Genomic DNA, 21,184 nt, shown 5'->3' on the forward strand with positions numbered 1-21,184 from the left:
TTGCAGAGCGGGGCAGGTCTGGCAAGATGGTCTGCGACAAAAAGAGGACGGGAACGGACCATGACGGCAAGACCGGGAAAGCGGAACCTGATCACGGATGTGCCGGGAATACTGGTGGGGCAGGCCGACGATGCGGCGGTGAAGACCGGGGTGAGCGTTGTCGTGGGAGACGAACCTTTTACAGCTGGTGTGCACGTCATGGGCGGGGCGCCGGGCACGCGGGAGACAGATTTGCTGGCGCCGGACAAGGTGGTGGAAGCGGTCGATGCGCTGGTTTTGTCGGGCGGGTCGGCCTTTGGACTGGATGCGGCGTCGGGGGTGGCGGACGGGTTGCGTGACGCGGGGCGGGGCTTTGCCGTGGGGGACCAGCGCGTGCCGATCGTGCCGGGGGCAATCCTGTTCGATCTGCTGAATGGCGGGAGCAAGGACTGGGCCGAGAACCCGTACAAGCGGCTGGGGCGGGAGGCGCTGGCGGCCCGGGGAGAGGCTTTCGAGATTGGGAGTTTCGGGGCCGGAGCGGGTGCGGTGACAGCGGATTTCAAGGGGGGCTTGGGCTCGGCCTCGGTCGTGCTGGCGTCGGGTGTGACGGTGGGGGCCTTGGTGGCGGTCAACGCGCTGGGGTCGGCCGTGGCCGGCGAGCGCGGCGAGTTCTGGGCGGCGCCGTTCGAGATGGGCGACGAGTTTGGCGGGCTGGGCGTGGCGCGTGATTTCGGGGATGTGCATGAACCGAGGACGAAGCTGGGACAGCATGCGGCAACGACGATTGGAGTCGTGGCGACGGATGCGAGCCTGACGCAGGCGCAGTGCTCGCGGATGGCGGTGGCCGCGCATGATGGGTATGCCCGGGCGCTGGTGCCGTCGCACACGCCTATGGACGGGGATCTGATCTTTGCCGCGGCCACGGGACGGGCCGAGGCGCCGGACGTGGCGGGGCAGTTGGCGCTGGGCCATGCGGCGGCAACCTGCGTGGCGCGGGCGATTGCGCGGGCGGTTTTCGCGGCGCGTCCCGCCGAGGGTGATGTGGTGCCGTGTTGGGCGGAGCAGTTCGGACAGGGATGAGACGCTGGGGCGCGTGGGTTTTCACCCACCCTACGCAGGGCCCTCGCGTGGGGCTCGTGGCGCGCGGCGGGTTTTGAGTATTTTCGGCAAGAAAAAGCCGGGGCTGGTCAGCCGAGGATATCGCGCATCAGGGGGCTTACCGGGTCCTTGAGAGCGTCGATGATGTCGAAGTGGTGACGGCCCTTGTCGATGCGGAGGGGACAGGACCAGGCGTCGGCCTGCCAACGGGCCTGATCGAGGAAAACGGGGCGTTCGTCGGCGCCGACCCAGATGTGAGTGGGGATATCGAGGCGTTCTGTCATGAGCGCGGGGCTTTCGGCGGTGGCGGTGTCTTCGGTCAGCTGGAACTGGGCGTTCATCGCGGTGTGCAGGAGCGGGCGCAGGTCGGAGACCGGGGAGATCGGGGTGATGGTAGTGATCCGATCTGTGACATCGATGGGCAGTAGGCCGGGTTGGATCATGCGCGAGACGAGGTGACCGCCGGCGGAGTGGCCGGCGAGGGCGAGGGGACCGGGCTCACTTTCGGCGATATTCTGGATGGCGCGGGCAATCTGGGTGGTGATGTCGGCGATGCGGACGTCGGGGCAGAGGTCGTAGGAGGGCATGGCGACGGACCAGCCGCGGGCCAGAGCGCCGGTGGCGAGGTGGGACCAATAGCTGCGGTCGAAGCGGAGCCAGTAGCCGCCGTGGACGAAGACGAGGGTGCCTTTCGGCGCCGTTTCGGGGCGGAAGAGGTCGTAGGCCTGGCGCGGGGTATCGCCGTAGGAAACGCCGAGATCGTTGCGGTCTGTTGTGCGTGCCTCGCGGAAGGCTGCCGCCTCGGCGGCCCAGCGGGGCGGGTAGCTTTCGCCGTCCGGGATGTGGGGGACGTTGGCGTAGGCGTCGTCGTAATCCATGATCTGCTCCTTCGGGCTGGCCCTAGACATTTTCTGCCCCAGATGCTTTGCCAAGACGAGACGTTTTTGCCGGAGGATGCGCCATGCTCGATACTGCCACCAACCTGAAATCGCTTTTGAAGGACCCCGATCTGCTGGCCGAGAGGGCCTATGCCGGGGGTAAGTGGATCGATGGTGCGGACGGCGCCACGTTCGAGGTTGTGAACCCGGCGCGGGGCGACGTGATCGCCAATGTTGCGGACCTGGACCGCAAACAGGTGGCCGACGTCATTGCAGGCGCGGCCAAGGCGCAGAAGGAATGGGCCAAGTGGACGGGCAAGGAGCGGGCCGCGGTGCTGCGCAAGTGGTTCGACCTGATGATGGAGCACCAGGACGACCTGGGCACGATCCTGACCGCAGAGCAGGGCAAGCCGCTGGCCGAGGCGAAGGGTGAGATCGCCTATGGTGCGTCCTTCATCGAGTTCTTCGGCGAGGAGGCCAAGCGGGTTTATGGTGAGATGATCCCCGGCCACCAGCGCGACAAGCGGATCATGGTGCTGAAACAGCCGATCGGGGTGGCCGCATCCATTACGCCCTGGAACTTCCCCAACGCGATGATCACGCGCAAGGCGGCGCCTGCGCTGGCGGCGGGCTGCGCCTTCGTCGGTCGTCCGGCCGCCGAGACGCCGTTGTCGGCCACGGCGATGGGTGTGCTGGCCGAGCGGGCGGGCATTCCGGCGGGGGTGTTCAACATCGTGACCTCTTCGCGGTCGAGCGATATAGGCAAGGAGTTCTGCGAGAACCCGAACGTGCGCAAGCTGACCTTTACCGGATCGACCGAGGTGGGGCGTATCCTGCTGCGGCAGGCCGCCGACCAGGTGATGAAATGCTCGATGGAGCTGGGCGGGAACGCGCCGTTCATCGTGTTCGACGACGCCGATGTGGATGCCGCCGTGGAAGGCGCGATCATGTGCAAGTTCCGCAACAACGGGCAGACCTGTGTCTGTGCCAACCGGATCTATGTGCAGGCAGGGGTGTATGATGCCTTTGCCGAGAAGCTGAAGAACCGGGTGAGCCAGATGAAGGTGGGCGACGGGCTGGAGGACGGCACCGAGCTGGGGCCGCTGATCAACCCGGAGGCGTCCGAGAAGGTGGTCGAGCATATCGAGGATGCGAAATCCAAGGGAGGCACTGTCATCCTTGGGGGCGCGGATGGCGAGATGGATGGCAATTTCTTCAAGCCGACGATCCTGACGGGTGTGACGCAGGATATGAAGGTGAGCCAGGAAGAGACGTTCGGGCCGCTGGCGCCCTTGTTCAAGTTCGAGGACGAGGATGACGTGATCGCCATGGCGAACGACACGATCTTTGGCCTTGCGAGTTATTTCTACGCCAAGGACCTGAGCCGCGTCTACAAGGTGGCCGAGGCGCTGGAATACGGGATCGTGGGGGTGAATACCGGTATTATTTCGACGGAGGTCGCCCCGTTCGGCGGCGTGAAGCAGTCGGGCCTTGGCCGGGAAGGCAGCCATCACGGGATCGAGGATTTCCTGGAGTTGAAATATGTCTGCATGAGCGTGTGAGGCGCGGCATGGAGGACGGGTTTCACGGGGTCTTTCCTTACCTGGTGTCGCCGCTGGATGGCGAGGGCCGCGTCAATCGCGCGGTGCTGACGCGGTTGTGTGACGACCTGATCGACGCGGGCGTGCATGGTCTGACGCCGCTGGGCTCGACGGGGGAGTTCGCCTATCTGAGCTGGGAGCAGAAGCGCGACATCGTCGAGACGGTGGTGGCGGCCGCCAAGGGCCGGGTGCCGGTGGTGGCGGGTGTCGCGGCGACGACGACCCACGAGGCCGAGCGGCAGGCGCGGGAATTCGCGGCCATGGGCTGTGACGGGATCCTCGCGGTGCTGGAGGCGTATTTTCCGGTAAGTGATCGGGGCATCAAGGACTATTTCACCGCCATCGCCGCGGCGGTGGAATTGCCGATCGTGATCTACACCAACCCGAATTTCCAGCGCAGTGATCTGAGCGTTCCATTGATCGCGGAATTGGCGGAGGTGGAGAATATCCGCTGTCTGAAGGATGCGTCGAGCAATACGGGGCGGCTGTTGTCGATCATGGACCGGGTGGGGGACAAGCTCGATATCTTTGCGGCGTCGGCGCATATCCCGGCCTGCGTGATGCTGATCGGGGGCAAGGGCTGGATGGCCGGTCCCGCCTGCATCGTGCCGAAGCAGAGCGTGAAACTGTATGAATTGTGCAAGGTCGGACAGTACCAGGCGGCGATGGAGTTGCAGCGCGATTTGTGGGCGCTGAACCAGGCGTTCGCGAAGTACAACCTTGCGGCCTGCGTCAAGGGCGGGCTGGAATTGCAGGGGTATGAGGTGGGCGAACCGCTGCCGCCGCAGGACGGTCTGAGCGACGAAGGCCGAGCCGAGTTGAAGGCGGTGCTGGAGCGGGTCGGGGCTCTGTAGGGGGCGCGACACGTCGGATGAGATCCCGTCACGGTGGGATGAAATCCCACCCTACGCGCGCATTGATGGTGCGAAATTTTTTTCGCGGGCCGCCAAGGATTGACGACCGGGCAGCGTCCTACAATCGTGATGCGCATGACTGTCAGTGACGAAACCCTGGCCACAGCTGCCGCCGATGGCGATGCGGCGGCCTTCTCGGCTTTGGTCGAGCGGCACTACGATGCCGTGTTCCGGCTGTCCTTTCGGCTGACCGGCGCGAGGGCGGAGGCGGAGGACCTGACGCAGGATGTGTGCGCGGCGCTGCCGGGGAAGCTGGGCGGTTTTCGTGGTGCGTCGAGGTTTACCACTTGGCTGTGGCGGGTGGTGGTGAACGCGGCCCATGACCGGCGGCGCAGGGCGGCGGTGCGAGCGAGATACGCGGAAGGTTGGGGCGACTGGGAAGTGGACCGGCGGGCCGCGGACGCGGAGGTGGCCGAGGCCGTCGATTGGCTGACGCAAGCGATGCGCGCCCTGCCGGAAGAGTTACGGGACACGCTGGCGCTGGTACTGGACGACATGAGCCATGCCGAGGCGGGCGAGGTGCTGGGCATCTCGGGCGGCACGGTGGGGTGGCGCGTGTCGGAGGCCAAGAAACAGTTGCGCGCGATGCGCGCGAGAGAGGAGGACGCATGAGCGACGACCTCGATGACCTGAAGGCCATGATGCAGGCCGCGACACCGAAGCCGGATGCCGAGAAGAAGGCGGCGGACATCGCTCTGGCGCGGAAAAACTTTGCCGATCTCCAAGAGGCGCGGGATGGCGCGCGTCAAACTTCTGATCGCCCGAAAGCGGGCCTGTTCAGAGGAGTGACGGACATGTTGATGCGGATGAATACGCGCGGAGCGCTGACGGCGACAACGGCGCTGGTGGCGCTGGGGATGGTCGTGGTGGTGCCGGATTGGCAGAACGCGCCGGCGCTGCGGGGAACGCAGCCTGTGGTGACCGAAGCGGATGACGGTTTGGCGGACGCGGGCCTGCGCAGGGAAGCGCCGGTGCCGAATGCCGCAGAGGAACTGACGTTGGATGCCGCCCCCGCGGAGCCTGCACCGACCGCCGAAGCACCGAGGCCTGCGCCGGAGCCGCAGATGGCAAAACCCGAGTTGGGCGCAGAGACGCGGCGGCAGGCGGCACCATCTGCGGCGCAGTCCATAGCACCGCGCGAGCTTGAGGGATATGCCGGAGGGGCGGCCAACACCACCACGGTCGGACGGATCGCGCAGCCGGATGCCGATGCTGCGACGGCTCTGCCTGAAAGCGATACCGAAGCGTTTCCCGAGGCGGAGCCGAACGCGCTGAAAATCACGGCGGAAGAACCGGTTTCGACATTCTCGATCGACGTAGATACGGCATCGTATGGTGTGGTGCGTTCGTCCTTGCGAGCGGGAACCCTGCCGCCGAAGGAAGCGGTGCGGATCGAGGAGATGGTGAACTACTTCCCCTATGACTACGCCGCGCCCGAAGGCGATGCGCCTTTCGCGCCCACGGTGAGCGTGACGGACACCCCTTGGAACCCGGACACGCAGCTGGTGCATATCGCGATCCAGGGAGAGATGCCCCCCGTAGAGGATCGTCCGCCATTGAACATCGTGTTTCTGATCGACACGAGCGGGTCGATGCAGGCGGCGAACAAGCTGCCTCTGTTGAAGCAATCGCTGGCGCTGATGCTGCCGCAGTTGACCGAGCGGGACAGCGTGGCGATTGTCACCTACGCGGGCAGTGCGGGGCAGGCGCTGGCGCCGACGGTGGCGACGGAGCGGGAGACGATCCTGGGCGCGCTGGACCGGTTGGAGGCCGGGGGCTCGACCGCCGGGCAGGCGGGCCTGCAACAGGCCTATGCGCTGGCCGGGGAAATGCGCGGCGAGGGGGACGTGTCGCGGGTGATCCTGGCGACGGACGGGGATTTCAATGTCGGGATCAGCGACCCGGAGGCGCTGAAGGAGTATATCGCGCAAGAGCGCGAGAGCGGCACCTACCTGTCTGTAATGGGCTTTGGGCGCGGCAACCTGGATGATGCGACGATGCAGGCGCTGGCGCAGAACGGGAACGGTCAGGCGGCCTATATCGACACGCTGTCCGAGGCGCAGAAGGTGATGGTCGATCAGGTGAGCGGGGCGCTGTACCCGATTGCCGATGACGTGAAGATCCAGGTGGAGTTCAACCCGGCGGCCGTGGTCGAGTACCGGCTGATCGGGTACGAGACCCGTGCCTTGCGGCGCGAGGATTTCAACAACGACCGGGTGGATGCGGGCGATATCGGGGCCGGTCACCAGGTGACGGCGCTTTACGAGATCACGCCGGTCGGATCGCCCGCGCAGATGGGTGACCCGCTGCGTTATGGCGCGGCGGAGACGGTGCGCGCAGAGGCTGACGAGCTTGGGTATTTCAAGCTGCGGTACAAGGCGCCCGGCCAGGATGACAGCCAGCTGATCGAGCAACCTATTGTCGAGAGTGGCGAGGCCGTGACGGAAGCGCGCTTTGCGGCGGCGATTGCCGGGTTCGGGCAGTTGTTGCGCGATGAGACGTATCTTGGCGATTGGGGCTATGCGGAGGCGATTGCGCTGGCCAACGGCGCGAAGGGCGAAGACCCGTTCGGCTATCGTGCCGAGGCGGTGCAGCTGATGCGGTTGGCGGAGAGCCTTTCGCGGTGATCAGCGTTGCGCGGAATCAAGGCCGCAGGCCGCCGCGCTATCGCCGCCCCCCCCCACCCAAGGGACGGCGATTTTGCTGTGCTTTGCCCTTCGCTCGACTGTCCGGCGGATTTTGCTGCGATAAAGTGCGTGGAACGAGTGACGGATCGCCACCCCGGGGTTCGACGACAGCGCGGCCTCAAACGAAAAACGCCCCGTGGCAACCACGGGGCGTTTCGCGTTCTAGGATTTGTCGTTCAGTTGACCGTCTCGGCGTCAACGACATCCTTGTGGGTGGATGTGCCGCTGGCGATCTCGATGCGGCGGGGCTTCAGCCGCTCGGGCACTTCGCGCACCAGCTCGATATGCAGCATTCCGTCGGTATGCGTCGCACCGGTGACCTTGACGTGGTCGGCCAGCTGGAACTTGCGTTCGAACGCGCGGGTGGCGATGCCACGGTGCAGGTAGGTGCGGTCACCTTCCTCTTCGGCCTTGCGGGCCGAGACGATCAGGGCGCCTTCGCGCAGTTCGACGGATAGCTCGTCGTCGCTGAACCCTGCGACGGCGATGGAGATGCGGTAGGCATCATCAGCCGTCTTTTCGATATTGTAAGGGGGGTAGGTGGGATGATTGACGTCACCGGCGAGGACGCGGTCCATCATGTCGGCAATCTGGTCAAACCCGATGGATGCCCGGTAGAGCGGGGCAAGATCAAAGTTACGCATTGGAATCCTCCGTTGAGCGATACCTATGTGGATGCCTTCCCAAACGGGACAGGCGGATGCTTCCGACCCGCGATGCGGCGTCGGACAACGCTTATTTGGGAAGCGGAAAAACCGGTTTCAAGACCTGTTTGACGCTTTCAAACGCTAAGGCTTCGCGAATTTCGGACCGGGATGTGTGCCCGGGGTGGGTTGGTCACTGGTGCCATTGGGCGGAAAAAGCGCGGTCTCCGCACTGTTGCGGCGTATGCCTGTGGTTCTTGGAAAGGTGCTGGGCATCGCGCGCAGCTTGCGTTTCAGCGCCGCGACCGCCTCGGGCAACTCCATGCCATAGGCGACGGTGGTGCCGTGCTCGGTCTTGTGGCCGCCGACGACGAGGCTGACGATGCGGGCGCGGTAGCCGCCGTCGGAGAAGACCGGCGCGCCGGAAGAGCCGAAGGTCACGTTGCAGTTGAAGGAGATCAGCCCCTGCCCGCGGCCGAGCACGTCACATTCACGCTCCCATGAGAGCGCATCGTCGCGTTGCCTGCCGTAGGACACGACGCTGACGTCATCGCCGCGGGTGGGATTGTGGTGCAGCGCGAAGGGGCTGGCGGTGGCGGTGGGGATGGGCGTGTCGAGTTCCAGCAAGGCCACGTCGCGGCGGACATTGTCGGCGGACATTCCGTCGGAGGGTGCGTAGCCGTCGGCCACCACGAAGCGGCGGACGTTCCGCGCGGCGATGGCGGCCCCGTCGCGCAGGCCGGCGCGAAACACGATGCGCTCGGGCAGAAGCGGTGCGCTTCGCTTGTCAAAGACGCAATGGGCCGCCGTCAGCACGAGGTTGTCGGCAATCAGCGTGCCGGTGCAATAGCTGTCCTGGCCGAGGTCGATGCGGCCCACGGCCTCCCACCCCAGAAGGTCATCGCGGTTGGTCAGGCGGATCAGGTCGCTGGCGGTGGCCAGCGTCGGCAGGATGAGGCCCGCGAGAAGCCCGCAGAGCGACATCAGGCGGCGCATCATGTCAGTCCAGGTCCGGTGAGGCGAATTTCGCGCCGGTGTCACGGTTCTGGCCGGTCGAGAAAAGGTCGATGCGCGCCTGATCCCGAAGGCTGCCTCCGTTTTCCATAGCGTCCCGCATCAGGGCGAGGGGACGGTCGAGCGAGGCGCCAAGGGCGACTTTCTTGCCGTTGATCTCGGCCATGGCGGAGACGACCGAGACGATACGCGGGGCGCCGTCCTCGAAGGTGAAGACCGGCGCGCCGGAGGCGCCGTAATCGACGTCACAGGACATCACGAGAAGCCCGCTGCGCTGTTCCAGAACCTGGCACATGTCCTGCAGCGAGGGCGCCTCGGAGCGTTCGCGGGCATAGCTGACCAGCCCGATGCGTGTATGTTTGCGCGGCTGGGTATCGGTGTGGAACGGGACGACGCCGGACTTGGCGATGGGGTGGTGCAGTTCCAGAAGTGCGATGTCGTTGCGCACGCGGGCGGCGTCGATCCTGTTGGAATAATCGTATTCGGGATGCACCACCGCGCGGCGGACCCAGCGATAGGCGGTGGCGCGGCCATTGCGCCAGCCGGCGAGAAACTCGATCTGCTGGGTGTCGACCGCCTTGCCCGTGGTGGCGTCGTACAGGCAGTGCGCGGCGGTCAGTACGAGGTCGGGCGCGATCAGGGCGCCGGTGCAAAAGCCGCTTCCGCCGATGTCGATACGCCCCACGGCCTGCCACTGGCGGCCGTCATCGGTGGTATCCAGACGTTGAAGCGCCGTATCCTGCGCGGATACCGACGTGACCCAACACAACAGGGCCGCAACAAGCCCTGTGAATCGCATGCTCTTGAACAAACCGGGTGCCTCGCTTGATTTCCCAAGCTCGTACCGGCGCAATATGTCGAAAATAGGGCCGGGCCGGATTACTCCCGCAGCGCCGGCGGTTTCGGTCCGCCGGTGGCCCAATCGAGCAGTTCGACAGTGTGCACGACCGGCACCCCGGTGCCCGAGCCGATCTGCATCATGCAGCCGATATTGCCGGTGGCGATGATGTCGGGCGACTTGGCTTCGAGCGTCTGAACCTTGCGCGTTTTCAACTGCTTGGAGATCGCGGGCTGCATCAGGTTGTAGGTGCCAGCCGAGCCGCAGCAGAGGTGTGCGTCGGCCGGTTCGACCACCTCGAACCCGGCGTTTTTCAGCAGGGTCTTTGGGTGGGTCTTGATCTGCTGGCCGTGCTGCAGTGAGCAGGCGGCATGGTATGCGACGCGGGTGTCCTTGGGCGTGCCCTCGGGCAGGTCGAGCTGCATCAGGAGTTCCGAGACATCCATTGCAATATCCGAGACGCGGGCGGCATCCTCGGCCAGCGCCTCGGTGCGGAATATGTGGCCGTAATCCTTGACCGTCGTGCCGCAGCCGGAGGTGTTGATGACGATGGCATCGAGCCCGTCGCCATCCATCTCGGCGGTCCAGGCGCGGATATTGTGGGCCGCCGTGGCGTGGCTTTCGGTCGTCTTGCCCATGTGGTGAGTCAGCGCCCCGCAACAGCCGGCGCCCTTGGCCACCACCACTTCGCAGCCCAAACGGGTGAGCAGGCGGATGGTGGCGTCGTTGATGTCGGTGTTCAGCGCCTTTTGCGCGCAGCCGGTCATCAGGGCGACGCGTTTGACAGGCTTTTCCCTGGCCGGGAAGGTTTGCGGGTCGTCATTGCGGCTGACCGGGGGGATAGTCTTGGGGGCCATCTCGACCATGGCGCGCAGGCGGGCGTCGGGCAGGGCCCATTTGAACGGTTTGGCGATCTTGGCGCCCAGCATGGCAACGCGGAAACGGTTCGGGTAGGGCAGGATGCGCGCCAGCGTCCAGCGCAGGACACGCTCGAACAATGGGCGCTGGTAGCGATCCTCGATGTATTCGCGGGCGTGGTCGACGAGGTGCATGTAGTGCACGTCGGACGGACAGGTCGTCATGCAGGCGAGGCACGAGAGGCAGCGGTCGATATGCTTGACCGTTTCCGGATCCGGGTCGCGGTCGTTCTCCAGCATGTCCTTGATCAGGTAGATCCGGCCGCGGGGGCTGTCGAGTTCGTCGCCGAGCACCTGGTAGGTGGGGCACGTCGCGGTGCAGAATCCGCAATGCACACAGGAGCGCAGGATCTCGTTCGAGCGCTGGATCGCGGGGGATTTGAGCTGGTCTTCGGTAAAGTCTGTTTTCATTCAGTCGGCAACCATCTGTGCGGTGTAAAGCCCGAACCAGGGCAGGGGGTGGCGGCGGCGGCGGTTGCGCCGTAGGCCGCGGGGCGGGTGTGAGGTGACAGTGTACGGGTACGTATGGCCATCACCCGGAAGACGGTCGGCCCGGCCAGAAACCCGATGGCGAAGAGCAGTGCATCGATCATGCAGCGCGGCCCATCAGGCCGGGGTTCAGGATGCCGCGCGGATCGAACCGGGCGCGCAGCCCGTCCTGAAGTGCTGCGATGGGCGGGGAAAGCGGTTGGAAGACACCGCCCGCGCGGTTGCCGCGGATCAGCGTGGCATGGCCGCCGGCGGCGTTGACGGCGGCGCGGATGGTGTCGGCTTGGGTGTCCTGCGGCACGCGCAGCCATACGAGGCCGCCGCCCCAGTCGTAAAGCGCCTCGGCCCCGTCGACCTGAGCTTTGATCCCGGGCGCGTCGGAAGGCTTCACGGACAGCCGCCAGACATCCCCCGGCCCGTCATGGAAACAGGCGACGTCGCGGATGTCCTGCCAGAGGGTCGCGTTGATGTCCGGGTCGGTTTCGATGTCGGCGGCGCCGAGATCGGCCAGAAGGGTCTGGAGTTGACCCGCGCGGTAGGCCACGGATTTTTCGAAGCCCTCGATGCGCAGGCAGGTCTGCGGGCCGTCCTCGGTCTGGCGATGCGCCGCGCCGGTGATCTCGAATGGCGAGCCGAGCGCGCGCGAGAGGGCGGCGACGGCGGTGGTGTCGTCGAGCCCCGAGAGCGTGATCGTGGCCGTTTGGTGGGACGCGGGCAAAACCTTGAGCGCCAGTTCGGTGAGTACTCCAAGGGTGCCGTAGCTGCCCGCCATCAGCTTGACGAGGTCGTAGCCGGTGACGTTCTTCATCACACGCCCGCCGTTGCGGGTGACCTGGCCCTGTCCGTCGACGAAGCGCACGCCCAGCAGGAAGTCGCGCGCGGCCCCGGCCTGGATACGGCGGGGACCAGAGACATTGGCGGCGAAGACGCCGCCGATGGTGGGCTCGCCGGTCGTGCCCAGCAGGCCGCGATGGTCCATCGGTTCGAACGCGAGGCGCTGGCCCTCCTTGGCCAGGGTCTTGCGCACTTCTTCCACCGGGGTGCCGGCCTGGACCACCAGCGTCAGTGCGCCGGGCTCATAGAGGTTTACGCCGGAGAGGCCCGAGGTTGTCAGCGGCTGGCCGTTGACCGGCACGCCGATGGGGCGTGTGCCGCCGCCCATGACGCGCAGAGGCTCGGACGCGGAGGCGACCATATCGGCCAGTTCGGCCTCGGAGGTGGGGGCAAGGGCTTTCATTGTTCCAAAAATACTCCGGGGTCCGGGGCAGCGCCCCGGAATGGTCATTCAGCGGCGATCCGGCGGGTGTCGGAGGACGCGAGCGGGAACACCTTGGCCGGGTTGAGCAGCCACTTGGGGTCGAACACGTCCTTGACGGCCATCTGGATTTCCAGGTCGGGCGGGTCGTATTGGTGCAGCATCAGGTCGCGCTTTTCGATGCCGACGCCATGCTCGCCCGTGAGGCAGCCGCCGACTTCGACGCAGAGCCTCAGGATATCGGCGCCCAGATCCTCGCAGAGTTCAAGGTCGCCCTCCTTGTTGGCATCGAACAGGATCAGCGGGTGCATGTTGCCGTCGCCCGCGTGAAAGACGTTGGCGACGTCGAGGCCGTATTCCTTGGACATCTCGCCGATGCGTTTCAGCACATAGGGCAGTTCGTTGACCGGGATCGTGCCGTCGAGGCACATGTAGTCGTTGATCTTGCCCATCGCGCCGAAAGCGGATTTGCGGCCGAGCCAGATGCGCTTGCTCTCGTCGTCGGACGAAGATTGGCGCAGTTCGACGGGGTCGTGCTTGCGGGCGATGTCCATGATGGTTTCGAGTTGTTCGTCGATCTCGGCGTCGGAGCCTTCGACCTCGACGATCAGCAGCGCCTCGCAATCGGGGTAGCCGGCGCCGGCGAAGGCCTCAGTCGCGCGGATGCAGGGGCGGTCCATGAATTCGATCGCCACGGGCAGGACGCCGGCCTTGATGATGTCCGACACGCACTGGCCCGCGATCTCGGAGGAATCGAAGCCGATCAGGACGGGGCGCGCGCCTTCGGGTTTGTGCAGGATGCGCAGGGTCGCCTCGGTCACGATGCCGAGCTGGCCTTCGGAACCGCAGATCAGGCCCAGCAGGTCGAGCCCTTCGGCATCGAGATGCGCGCCGCCGATTTCGGTCACGGTGCCGTCCATCAGAACCATGGTCACGCCCATCAGGTTGTTGGTGGTCACACCGTACTTCAGGCAATGCGCGCCGCCCGAGTTCATCGCGATATTGCCCGAGATGGCGCAGGCCAGTTGGCTGGAGGGGTCGGGGGCGTAGAAAAAGCCGTCTTCCTCGACCGCGCCGGTGACGGAGAGGTTGGTGCGCCCGGTTTGCACGCGGATGACGCGGTTCTCGTAATCGGTTTCCAGCACTTCGTTCATGCGGGCGACACCGATGATGACGCTGTCCTCGGTCGGGAGCGCGCCGCCGGCGAGCGAGGTGCCTGCGCCGCGCGGCACCACGGGCACGCACATGTCATTACAGATCTTGAGGGTCTCGGAGACCTCGGCGGTGGAGGCGGGCAGGACCACGGCGAGCGGCGGGCACTTGTAGGCGGTCAGCCCGTCGCATTCATAGGCGCGGGTCTCGGCGGGGTCGTGAATGAGCGCCTCGCGCGGCAGGAAAGATGCCAGCCGGTCGAGCAGTTGCGACTTGCGGGCAAGGATGGTCGGGTTCGGTTTTGGCATTTCCATGGCGGCTCTCCGAAGATTGGTAAGATAATATAACCAATTTGCGTCAGTCGCAAGTGCGGCATGCGCGACGCAATGACAAGAAGAATTCTGTCAGCACGCGGTTGTGAGTGCATCAGTCGTGACGCTCACCTATATTGTCAGACATGAAAAGACTTGCTGCATTTTTCGTGGCCGCGCTGCTGGCCGCACCTGCCTTCGGCGACGAGCCGCAGGTATTGGACGTGACCGTCGAAAAGGCGGGCATGGTGTGGAATATCCACGTGACGATTCGCCATCCGGACACCGGGTGGGACCATTATGCCGACGGCTGGGAAGTGCTGGACGCGGCAGGCAGCCGGCTGGGGTATCGCGAGCTGATGCACCCGCACGTGAACGAGCAGCCTTTCACCCGCTCGTTGAGCGGTGTGGTGATCCCGGACGGGACGCGCGAGATCTTCGTGCGGCCGCGTTGTTCGGTCGATGGCTGGTCCGGATCGCAGAAACGCGTGGCGCTGCAACCCTGATAAAAGGAACGCGCCCTTGGGCGCGTGCAGGTTTGTCTCGGAGTCGGACTGGGGTCCGACGCCTCGGCGGCCTGTGCCGGTGTGACGCGGTTATCCGCGCGTGGCGCGTGTGGCCGGTGTTGGAGCCTCCGGCGGGGATATTTTGGGCCAGAGGACGCCGGGCGGGACTACTGACGTCCTTCGCGGAGCCAGCCGCCGACGATGAGGGATGCGGCGAGCAGAAGGACCAGCCAGGCGGGCAGGAGCGGCGTCTGGGTGACCGAGCGAGTCTGGTAGGCGTTGCGATCCAAAAGGCCGATCCAGCCGCGGCCGGCCATGGCGCGGCCTTCGCGTACGGTGCGCACGCGGGGCGGGCCGTCGGCCAGCGGGTGGATGCCGCCGCCGGTCTGGGACACGTAAGGTTCCAGCGTTTCGGTGTCGGCGATGGTGTTCTCGAATTCCACCGGGGAGGCGGGGCCGAGGCCGATGACGGCGGTGTGCTCGCCGTTTTCCAGCCGGTAAAGGCCGATGGTGGGGCCGTCGAAGAGCGCTTCGAACCGGCCGGGAGAGACCTCTTCGAGGTCCATCTCGATCTGTTCGTCCTCGGGCGTGGTAATCGTGACCGGGCCGACGGTATCTTCGAGCGAGCGGCGGATGATGCGCATCTGTTGTCCGGTCGCCTCGGCCCAGAGTGCCTCTTCTTCCAGTTCCGGTTCCTTCATCATCCAGTGGGCGAGACGGCGCAGCAGTTCCAGTTGCGGCCCGCCGCCCTCGAACCCGCGGTTCCATAGCCAGGCGTGGTCGGAGGCGAGAAGCGCCACGCGGCCTTCGCCGACGCGGTCGAGGGTCAAAAGGGGCCGGTCGCCGACGCCGGTCATTACGGTGTCGCCGGAGGTTTCCTCGACCTCGATCTGGCGCATCCAGCGGCCCCATTCGCCGCCGAATTCCTGTTCCAGCCCGGAGGTGACCGGGTGGCGCTGGCCCAGGTCGGTGATCGAGGGGCTGTAGCGTTCCTCGAGCACGCGGGCGGTGGGGCGGCCGGGCAGGATCGCCTCGAGCGGGGTGCGATAGAGGCTGTCGGCGGCGGCATAATCGGGGCCAGCGGCGATGAGGACCGCGCCACCGCCTTCGACGTAGCTGCGCACGTTGTCGAGGTAGAGCGACGGCAGGATGCCGCGGCGCTTGTAGCGGTCGAAGATGATGAGGTCGAAATCCTCGATCTTTTCGAGGAAGAGCTCGCGGGTGGGGAAGGCGATGAGGGAAAGCTCGCGCACCGGCACGCCGTCCTGCTTTTCCGGGGGGCGCAGGATGGTGAAGTGGACGAGGTCGACGGAGCTGTCGGATTTCAGCAGGTTGCGCCAGGTGCGGCCTCCGGCGTGCGGCTCGCCCGACACCAGGAGCACGCTGAGCCGGTCGCGGACGCCGTTGATCTGGACAAGCGCGGTGTTGTTGCGGTCCGTCAGTTCGCCGTCGACGGCGGGGGTGGAGAATTGCAGCACGTTGCGGCCGCCATGGGGCAGGCGCAGGGGCAGGTCGATATCCTCGTTCAGGGGGACGTTGAAGCGCTGTGGTTCCTCGCCGTCTACCGAGACGTCTACGGGCACGGTGGAGGTGCCTTCGGGGGCGGCGCCGTCATCGGTGACGCGCAGGGTCATCTGGATTTCCTCGCCCAGGATGGCGAAGGCCGGGGCGTTTTCGACCACCAGCTTGCGGTCCCAGTCGTCTTCGCGCCCGGTGTGCATCAGGTGGATGGGCGCGGGCATGTCGGGGGCGCGGTCGAGGTCGTGCAGGCGCCCGTCGGACAGGAGAATCGCGCCGGCGATGCGGGCGCGGGGTTCTTCGGCCAAGGCCTCTGACAAGGCGGTCATCAGCTGGGTGCCGGTGTTGTCGGCGCCGTCGGGGACGGTGATGCGGCGCAGTTCGGTGTTGTCGCGCGCGGCTATGCGGGCGGCGAGGTCGTCGGCGGAGGTTTCCGTGAGGGACGCACGGTCGCCGAGAGTCTGGCTGGCGCTTTCATCCTCGATCATCAGGACGATATCGGAGAGCGGTTCGCGGTCCTCGGCCTGGTAGACGGGACCGAGGAGCGCGGCGAGGACCACCAGACCGGCCAGCGCGCGGAACGGCCAGCCGGAGAGGCCGCGCCAGATGGCGAGCGCAGTTCCCGTCATCATCATGCCGGCAAGCGCCGCGATGAGCCACGGGTTGAGGAGGGGTTCGAAGACGATGCTGCCGGTCATTGGCCAAGCCTGTCGAGAAGCGCGGGCACGTGCACCTGGTCGGATTTGTAGTTGCCTGTCAGCACGTGCATCACGAGGTTCACGCCGAAGCGGTAGGCCAGTTCGCGCTGGCGTTCGCCGGCAAAGCCGCGGCCCACGGGAAAGAGCGGGTTGCCGCGGTCGTCCATCGCCCAGGCGGCGGCCCAGTCATTGCCGCCGATCACAACGGGCGTGACGTTGTCGTTGAGGTTGCGGAAGGGCATGCCCTCGACCTGTTCGGCGTCGGGGGGCGCGGATTCGACCCAGACGGAGCGGCCGGTGTGGCGGCCCGGGAAGTCCTGCAGCAGGTAGAAGGTGCGCGTGAGCACGTGGTCCTCGGGAATGGGTTCCAGCGGGGGAATGTCGAGCGGGCGGGCGAGGCGTTGCAGCTTGCGACCCGCCGGAGAGGAGGCGCCGAAGCCCGCGACATTGGCGTCGCGCGTGTCGAAGAGGATCATGCCGCCTGTGCGCAGGTATTCGTTGAGCTTGACGTAGGCTTCCTCGGACGGGATCGGCTGATCGGGAGAGATGGGCCAGTAGAGGAACGGATAGACCGAGAGGTCGTCGGTTTCGAGGTTCACGCTGACGGGGTCTGCCGGTTCGACCGAGGTGCGGAAGAAGAGCGTTTCGCCCAAGCCGCGCAGGCCCGCCTGGGCGGCGTTGTCGAGGCTGCGGTCGCCGGTGATGACGTGGCCCAGCACGACCTCGGACGCGGCCATGAGGGCCTTTTCGTCGGCCTCGGACATGCTGCTGTCCTGCGCGTCGGCCATTTGCGGGCTGAGCAGGAGCGCCAGAAGGAGGGCGGACATCGTGGCGCGGGCGGGCAGCAGGCGGCCAGAGAGGCCCAGAGAAGCGAGGATGTCGGCCATCAGGATCAAGAGCGCCCCGGCGAGGAACCAGCCGCCGAGCGCGGCCTCTGGCGGGCGGTCGAGGCCCAGAACGGGTAGGTCGGCGGGCCAGCTGACAGGTGTCAGAGTGGTGTCAGAGGGCAGAACGTTGAGCGCGAGCCGCCGGTCGGGGCCGTCGTAGAGGCCGGGGCGGAAATCGGGGCCGGGGACATCCTCGACAAAGCGGGTGCCGTCGACGCCGGGCAGGGTGCCGGCATCTTCCAGGATGCCCGAGCCCGAAAGGACCTGCGCGGGCTGCCAGGTAGTGCCTTCAAGTTCGGCCAGGTCGGGCAGGGCGAGGCTGGAGGATATCGCCAGCCGTTCGAGCATCTGCACGAAGAGGCCCGAAAGCGGCAGGGTGGACCACTCGGCGTTGGCGGTGACGTGAAAAAGGACGACCTGGCCCTGTCCGATGCGTTTGCGGGTGACAAGCGGCGTGCCGTCGCTGAGTTGCGCGATGACGCGGTCGGCCAGCGTGGGGTCGGGCTGGGCCATCACCTGAGCGGTGACGGTGACGTCGGAGGGCACGTCGAGGCCGAAGAAAGGGCTCGATTCGGGGAAGGGGGCGAGTTCCTTGGGTTCGCCCCAGCTCATGGCGCCGCCGACGGAGCGGCCACCGGCGCGCAGGCGGACGGGCATCAGCGGGGCTTCGTCGCTGCGCGAAACGTCCGAGGCGGCGAGACGCGGTCCGGCGAATCGCAGGAGCATGCCGCCGCGATCGGTCCAGTCGAGCAGATCGGCCTGTTCGGCACCCGAGAGCGTGGCGACATCGGCCAGCACGACAACATCGGGGTTGGCGGGCAGGACGTCGCTGAGGCTGCCGTCGAGCAGGTCGGCAGTGGGTTCGAGCGCCTGTTCGAGATAGTGGAGCGGCGACAGAAGTTCGAGGCCTTCGCGGTCTTCGCGGCCGGCGATGAGCGCGACCTCGCGGCGCTTGAGGCTGTCGTCGGTCAGGGTGACGGCGCCGGCATGGGACTGGCCGGCGATCTCGAACCGGGTGAGGCGGGCGCGAAGTTCGGCGGGCAAGGACAGAAGCGTCGTGGCCTCTTTCGCGCTGGCCTCGAACGTCATGTCCTGCGTCGCCAGCAGGCGCTGGGCGCCGGAGGGGTCGCGGCCATGCGCCTCGACCGTGATATCGCGGGCGGGGCCGGGATTTGCGCGCGTGGCGGTGAGGCGCAGGGCGTCGTCCTCTACTACAGCCGGTGTCAGCGCGTAGATTGGCACGGCGCTTTCGTGGATGGTGACGGGGCCACGATCCTGCAGGGCGTCGAGCAGGGTTTGCCGGCCGTCGCGGGCGAGACCGTCGGAGAACCAGCGGGTTTCAAAATTCTCGTCGCCGAGCAAGTTGGCGGCGTCCTCGAAGGCGTCGGGTTGCGGAGACCAGGCCGAGGGGGCGAGGCCGGTGAGGCGGGTGCGCCACGTCTCGGCGGCCTGGAAGACCGGGGTTTCTGGGTCCGAGAGTTGCAGGATGCCGACGGGGCGGGCATTGCGCCCGGCCTCGGCCAATAGGGAATCGAGCAGGTCTTCCTGTGCGGGCCAGTCGCGGGCGCTGGCCCAGCTGGAATCGAGCACGATCAACATCGGGCCGGTGCGGTTGGCCTGCGCCTCGTCCTGCGGATTGAGGATGGGGCCGGCGAGCCCGATGATGACGGCGGCGACGGCCAGCATCCGCAACAGCAGCAGCCACCAGGGCGTGCGGTCCGACACGCTGTCGTCGTCGCGAAGGCCCAGAAGAAGCGCCACGCCGGGAAAGCGGCGGCGGATGGGCGCGGGTGGCACGGCGCGCAGGATCAGCCACAGGATGGGCAAAGCGGCCAGCGCCACCAGAAGCCAGGGCGCGGCGAAACCGATGGGGCCGATGGTCATCGTCCGTGCCCCCCGTCGAACGCGTTATAAAGCCACAGGAGCGCGGATTGCGCGGAGTCCGACGTGTGATGCGTGCCGTAGAGCCAGCCGGTGGTGGCGCAGAGGTGGCGCAGGTCATCCTTGCGGGCGGCGAGGCGTTCCAGGTAGCGGTCGCGCAGTTCCGAGGCCTTGAGCGTTTCGTGCACCATCGTGCCGCCCACCGATTCGAAGATCGTGCGGCCGCGATAGGGGAAGCTCTCTTCGGCCGGGTCGAGAACCTGGTAGAGGACGCCGCGCACGCCCCGATCGGCGGCGGACGTGAGCGCCTCGCGCACGGGGTCGAGATCGCCAAGAAAGTCCGACAGGAACAGGGCGCGTCCGTGCGAGAGCATCCCGGTGGTCTGGGGCGCGCCGTAATCGTCGGGGCCGTCCTGGCCGAGGGCCATGGCGAGCCGCTCGATCTGGGCGTCGCCCCTGCGGGGCGGCAGGTCGGCGCCGGACAGGCCGATGCGCTCGCCTGCACGGTTCAGCAGGATGGCGATGGCCAGCGACAGGAGCCGGGCGCGGTCCGCTTTTTGCGGCAGGGTGTCGCCGGAGGCGAAACGCATGGAGGCCGCGCCGTCGACCCAGAGCGTGACGCTCTGGGCGATCTGCCACTCGCGCTGGCGCAGGAACTGCGTGTCCGAGCGGGCGGAGCGGCGCCAGTCGATGTGGCGCAGTTCATCCCCGGCCTGCACCGGGCGGTATTGCCAGAAATCGTCGCCCATGCCCGCGCGGCGGCGGCCATGCTCGCCCAGTAGGACGGTCCCCGCCAAGTGCTCTGCCCGGGCCAGAAGCGCGGGAAAGCGGGCGGCCTCGGCCTCGGACCGGGCGCGGAGAGGGGCGATTTGGGTCAAGCGGCGGCCTCGGTCCTCGTCACTTGGGCGACGGTGGCGGCGATGAGGTCGTCGAGGTTTTCACCCCGGGCACGCGCGGCGAAGTTGAGCGCCATGCGGTGCGTCAGAACCGGCTGCGCCATGGCGGCGATATCGTCCGAATCGGGGGCCAGGCGGCCCTGGATCATGGCACGGGCGCGGACGGTCAGCATGAGCGCCTGCGCGGCGCGGGGGCCGGGGCCCCAGGCGACGTTTTCGCGCACCGTCTCGGACGATGTGGGGTCATCGGGGCGGAAGGCGCGGACAAGGTCGATGATCTGTTCCATCACGGCCTCGCCCACGGGCATCCGGCGCAGGAGGGACTGCGCGGCGATGAGTTCCTCGGCGGTGAAGACCTGGTGCGCCTCTTCCTCGGTGGCGCCGGTGGTGGCGAGCAGGATCGCGCGTTCGGTGTCGCGGTCGGGGTGGGGCACGTCGATCTGCACGAGGAAGCGGTCAAGCTGGGCCTCTGGCAGGGGGTAGGTGCCTTCCTGTTCGATGGGGTTCTGCGTGGCCAGCACGTGGAAGGGCGGGGTCAGCGGGCGGTCCTCGCCCGCGACCGAGACCTGCCGTTCCTGCATGGCCTGCAAGAGCGCGGATTGGGTGCGGGGGCTGGCGCGGTTGATCTCGTCGGCCATCAGAAGCTGGCAGAAGATCGGGCCGGGAATGAACTTGAACGCGCGGGTGCCGTCGGCGCCGGTTTCCAGCACCTCGGAGCCCAGAATGTCGGCGGGCATCAGGTCGGGCGTGAACTGCACACGGTTCGAATCGAGGCCCATGACGATGCTCAGCGTTTCCACCAGACGGGTCTTGCCGAGGCCGGGCAGGCCCACCAGCAGGCCGTGGCCGCCACAGAGCAACGCCGAGAGCGACAGGTCGACGACCCGTTCCTGCCCGATGAAGCGGCGGGTGATCGAGGCGCGGGCCTGGGCCAGCTTGTCTTCGAGGGCTTCGATCCCGGCCAGCAGGTCGGCGTCGTCGGTCATGGCAAAACTCCGGTATGGGCTATATCGCTTGGGTA

General features: G+C 66.7%; 18 protein-coding genes. 6 read left to right on the forward strand and 12 right to left on the reverse strand.

The features are described 5' to 3' along the window. The first annotated feature begins 60 nt into the window (after window positions 1-60). Window positions 61-1,059, forward strand: a complete 999-nt coding sequence (locus tag C2I35_RS09385) for a P1 family peptidase (RefSeq protein ID WP_103762776.1) — start codon at window positions 61-63, stop codon at window positions 1,057-1,059. Window positions 1,060-1,166: 107 nt separating this feature from the next. Here the strand turns inward: C2I35_RS09385 and C2I35_RS09390 are convergent, their stop codons facing one another. Beyond that, the gene (locus tag C2I35_RS09390; RefSeq protein ID WP_103762777.1) at window positions 1,167-1,955 is read right to left on the reverse strand and encodes a hormone-sensitive lipase; all 789 of its coding nucleotides are present in this window, start codon (window positions 1,953-1,955) and stop codon (window positions 1,167-1,169) included. Between the two features lie 83 nt (window positions 1,956-2,038). Here C2I35_RS09390 and C2I35_RS09395 point away from each other — a divergent pair, with 83 nt between their 5' ends. The 4 genes from C2I35_RS09395 (at window position 2,039) to C2I35_RS09410 (ending at window position 7,097) form a co-directional block, all read left to right on the forward strand. Further along, window positions 2,039-3,517, forward strand: coding sequence for an NAD-dependent succinate-semialdehyde dehydrogenase (locus C2I35_RS09395; RefSeq protein WP_103762778.1), 1,479 nt, complete (start codon window positions 2,039-2,041; stop codon window positions 3,515-3,517). 8 nt (window positions 3,518-3,525) lie between these two features. After that, window positions 3,526-4,410: a dihydrodipicolinate synthase family protein gene (locus C2I35_RS09400; protein ID WP_103762779.1), complete on the forward strand. Its 885-nt coding sequence runs from the start codon at window positions 3,526-3,528 to the stop codon at window positions 4,408-4,410. A 135-nt stretch (window positions 4,411-4,545) separates the two neighbouring features. Beyond that, window positions 4,546-5,082 (forward strand): RNA polymerase sigma factor, encoded by a 537-nt coding sequence (locus C2I35_RS09405; protein WP_103762998.1) that lies wholly within the window; start codon window positions 4,546-4,548, stop codon window positions 5,080-5,082. Beyond that, window positions 5,079-7,097 carry a vWA domain-containing protein gene (locus C2I35_RS09410; protein WP_103762780.1) on the forward strand — a complete coding sequence of 673 codons (2,019 nt, stop codon included), beginning with the start codon at window positions 5,079-5,081 and terminating at the stop codon, window positions 7,095-7,097. Before C2I35_RS09405 ends, C2I35_RS09410 begins: the two co-directional genes overlap by 4 nt. A gap of 236 nt (window positions 7,098-7,333) precedes the next feature. On the opposite strand, the gene C2I35_RS09415 is transcribed toward C2I35_RS09410, so the two are convergent. The 7 genes from C2I35_RS09415 to C2I35_RS09440 form a co-directional block, all read right to left on the reverse strand. Beyond that, the gene (locus C2I35_RS09415) at window positions 7,334-7,801 is read right to left on the reverse strand and encodes an Hsp20 family protein (protein WP_103762781.1); all 468 of its coding nucleotides are present in this window, start codon (window positions 7,799-7,801) and stop codon (window positions 7,334-7,336) included. 144 nt (window positions 7,802-7,945) lie between these two features. Continuing rightward, on the reverse strand, window positions 7,946-8,800 hold the full coding sequence (locus tag C2I35_RS09420) for a trypsin-like serine peptidase (RefSeq protein ID WP_245890460.1): 855 nt from the start codon (window positions 8,798-8,800) through the stop codon (window positions 7,946-7,948). A 1-nt stretch (window position 8,801) separates the two neighbouring features. Continuing rightward, on the reverse strand, window positions 8,802-9,614 hold the full coding sequence (locus C2I35_RS09425; RefSeq protein ID WP_103762782.1) for a trypsin-like serine peptidase: 813 nt from the start codon (window positions 9,612-9,614) through the stop codon (window positions 8,802-8,804). A gap of 80 nt (window positions 9,615-9,694) precedes the next feature. Beyond that, entirely contained in the window at window positions 9,695-10,981 is a 1,287-nt protein-coding gene (gene glcF, locus C2I35_RS09430) for a glycolate oxidase subunit GlcF (RefSeq protein WP_103762783.1), read from the reverse strand. Next, window positions 10,978-11,163: a hypothetical protein gene (locus tag C2I35_RS21855; protein WP_146049994.1), complete on the reverse strand. Its 186-nt coding sequence runs from the start codon at window positions 11,161-11,163 to the stop codon at window positions 10,978-10,980. Before C2I35_RS21855 ends, glcF begins: the two co-directional genes overlap by 4 nt. Further along, window positions 11,160-12,296: a glycolate oxidase subunit GlcE gene (glcE, locus tag C2I35_RS09435; RefSeq protein ID WP_103762784.1), complete on the reverse strand. Its 1,137-nt coding sequence runs from the start codon at window positions 12,294-12,296 to the stop codon at window positions 11,160-11,162. The genes C2I35_RS21855 and glcE overlap by 4 nt, the downstream gene beginning before the upstream one ends. 44 nt (window positions 12,297-12,340) lie before the next feature. Beyond that, window positions 12,341-13,780, reverse strand: a complete 1,440-nt coding sequence (locus C2I35_RS09440; protein WP_103762785.1) for an FAD-linked oxidase C-terminal domain-containing protein — start codon at window positions 13,778-13,780, stop codon at window positions 12,341-12,343. 143 nt (window positions 13,781-13,923) lie between these two features. On the opposite strand from C2I35_RS09440, the gene C2I35_RS09445 reads away from it, so the two are divergent. Beyond that, window positions 13,924-14,283, forward strand: coding sequence for a hypothetical protein (locus tag C2I35_RS09445; protein ID WP_103762786.1), 360 nt, complete (start codon window positions 13,924-13,926; stop codon window positions 14,281-14,283). A 167-nt stretch (window positions 14,284-14,450) separates the two neighbouring features. Here the strand turns inward: C2I35_RS09445 and C2I35_RS09450 are convergent, their stop codons facing one another. Genes C2I35_RS09450 through C2I35_RS09465 form a run of 4 tightly spaced genes read right to left on the reverse strand, consistent with a single transcriptional unit; the run spans window position 14,451 to window position 21,149 of the window. Then, on the reverse strand, window positions 14,451-16,499 hold the full coding sequence (locus C2I35_RS09450) for a hypothetical protein (protein WP_103762787.1): 2,049 nt from the start codon (window positions 16,497-16,499) through the stop codon (window positions 14,451-14,453). Next, window positions 16,496-19,270, reverse strand: coding sequence for a DUF4159 domain-containing protein (locus tag C2I35_RS09455; protein ID WP_103762788.1), 2,775 nt, complete (start codon window positions 19,268-19,270; stop codon window positions 16,496-16,498). The genes C2I35_RS09450 and C2I35_RS09455 overlap by 4 nt, the downstream gene beginning before the upstream one ends. Continuing rightward, the gene (locus tag C2I35_RS09460; protein ID WP_103762789.1) at window positions 19,267-20,145 is read right to left on the reverse strand and encodes a DUF58 domain-containing protein; all 879 of its coding nucleotides are present in this window, start codon (window positions 20,143-20,145) and stop codon (window positions 19,267-19,269) included. Before C2I35_RS09460 ends, C2I35_RS09455 begins: the two co-directional genes overlap by 4 nt. Next, complete coding sequence (locus tag C2I35_RS09465) at window positions 20,142-21,149, reverse strand: AAA family ATPase (RefSeq protein ID WP_103762790.1); 1,008 nt, start codon at window positions 21,147-21,149, stop codon at window positions 20,142-20,144. Before C2I35_RS09465 ends, C2I35_RS09460 begins: the two co-directional genes overlap by 4 nt. Between the last annotated feature and the right edge of the window lie 35 nt (window positions 21,150-21,184).

Source organism: Roseovarius confluentis (assembly GCF_002917925.1).
Lineage (GTDB): Bacteria > Pseudomonadota > Alphaproteobacteria > Rhodobacterales > Rhodobacteraceae > Roseovarius > Roseovarius confluentis.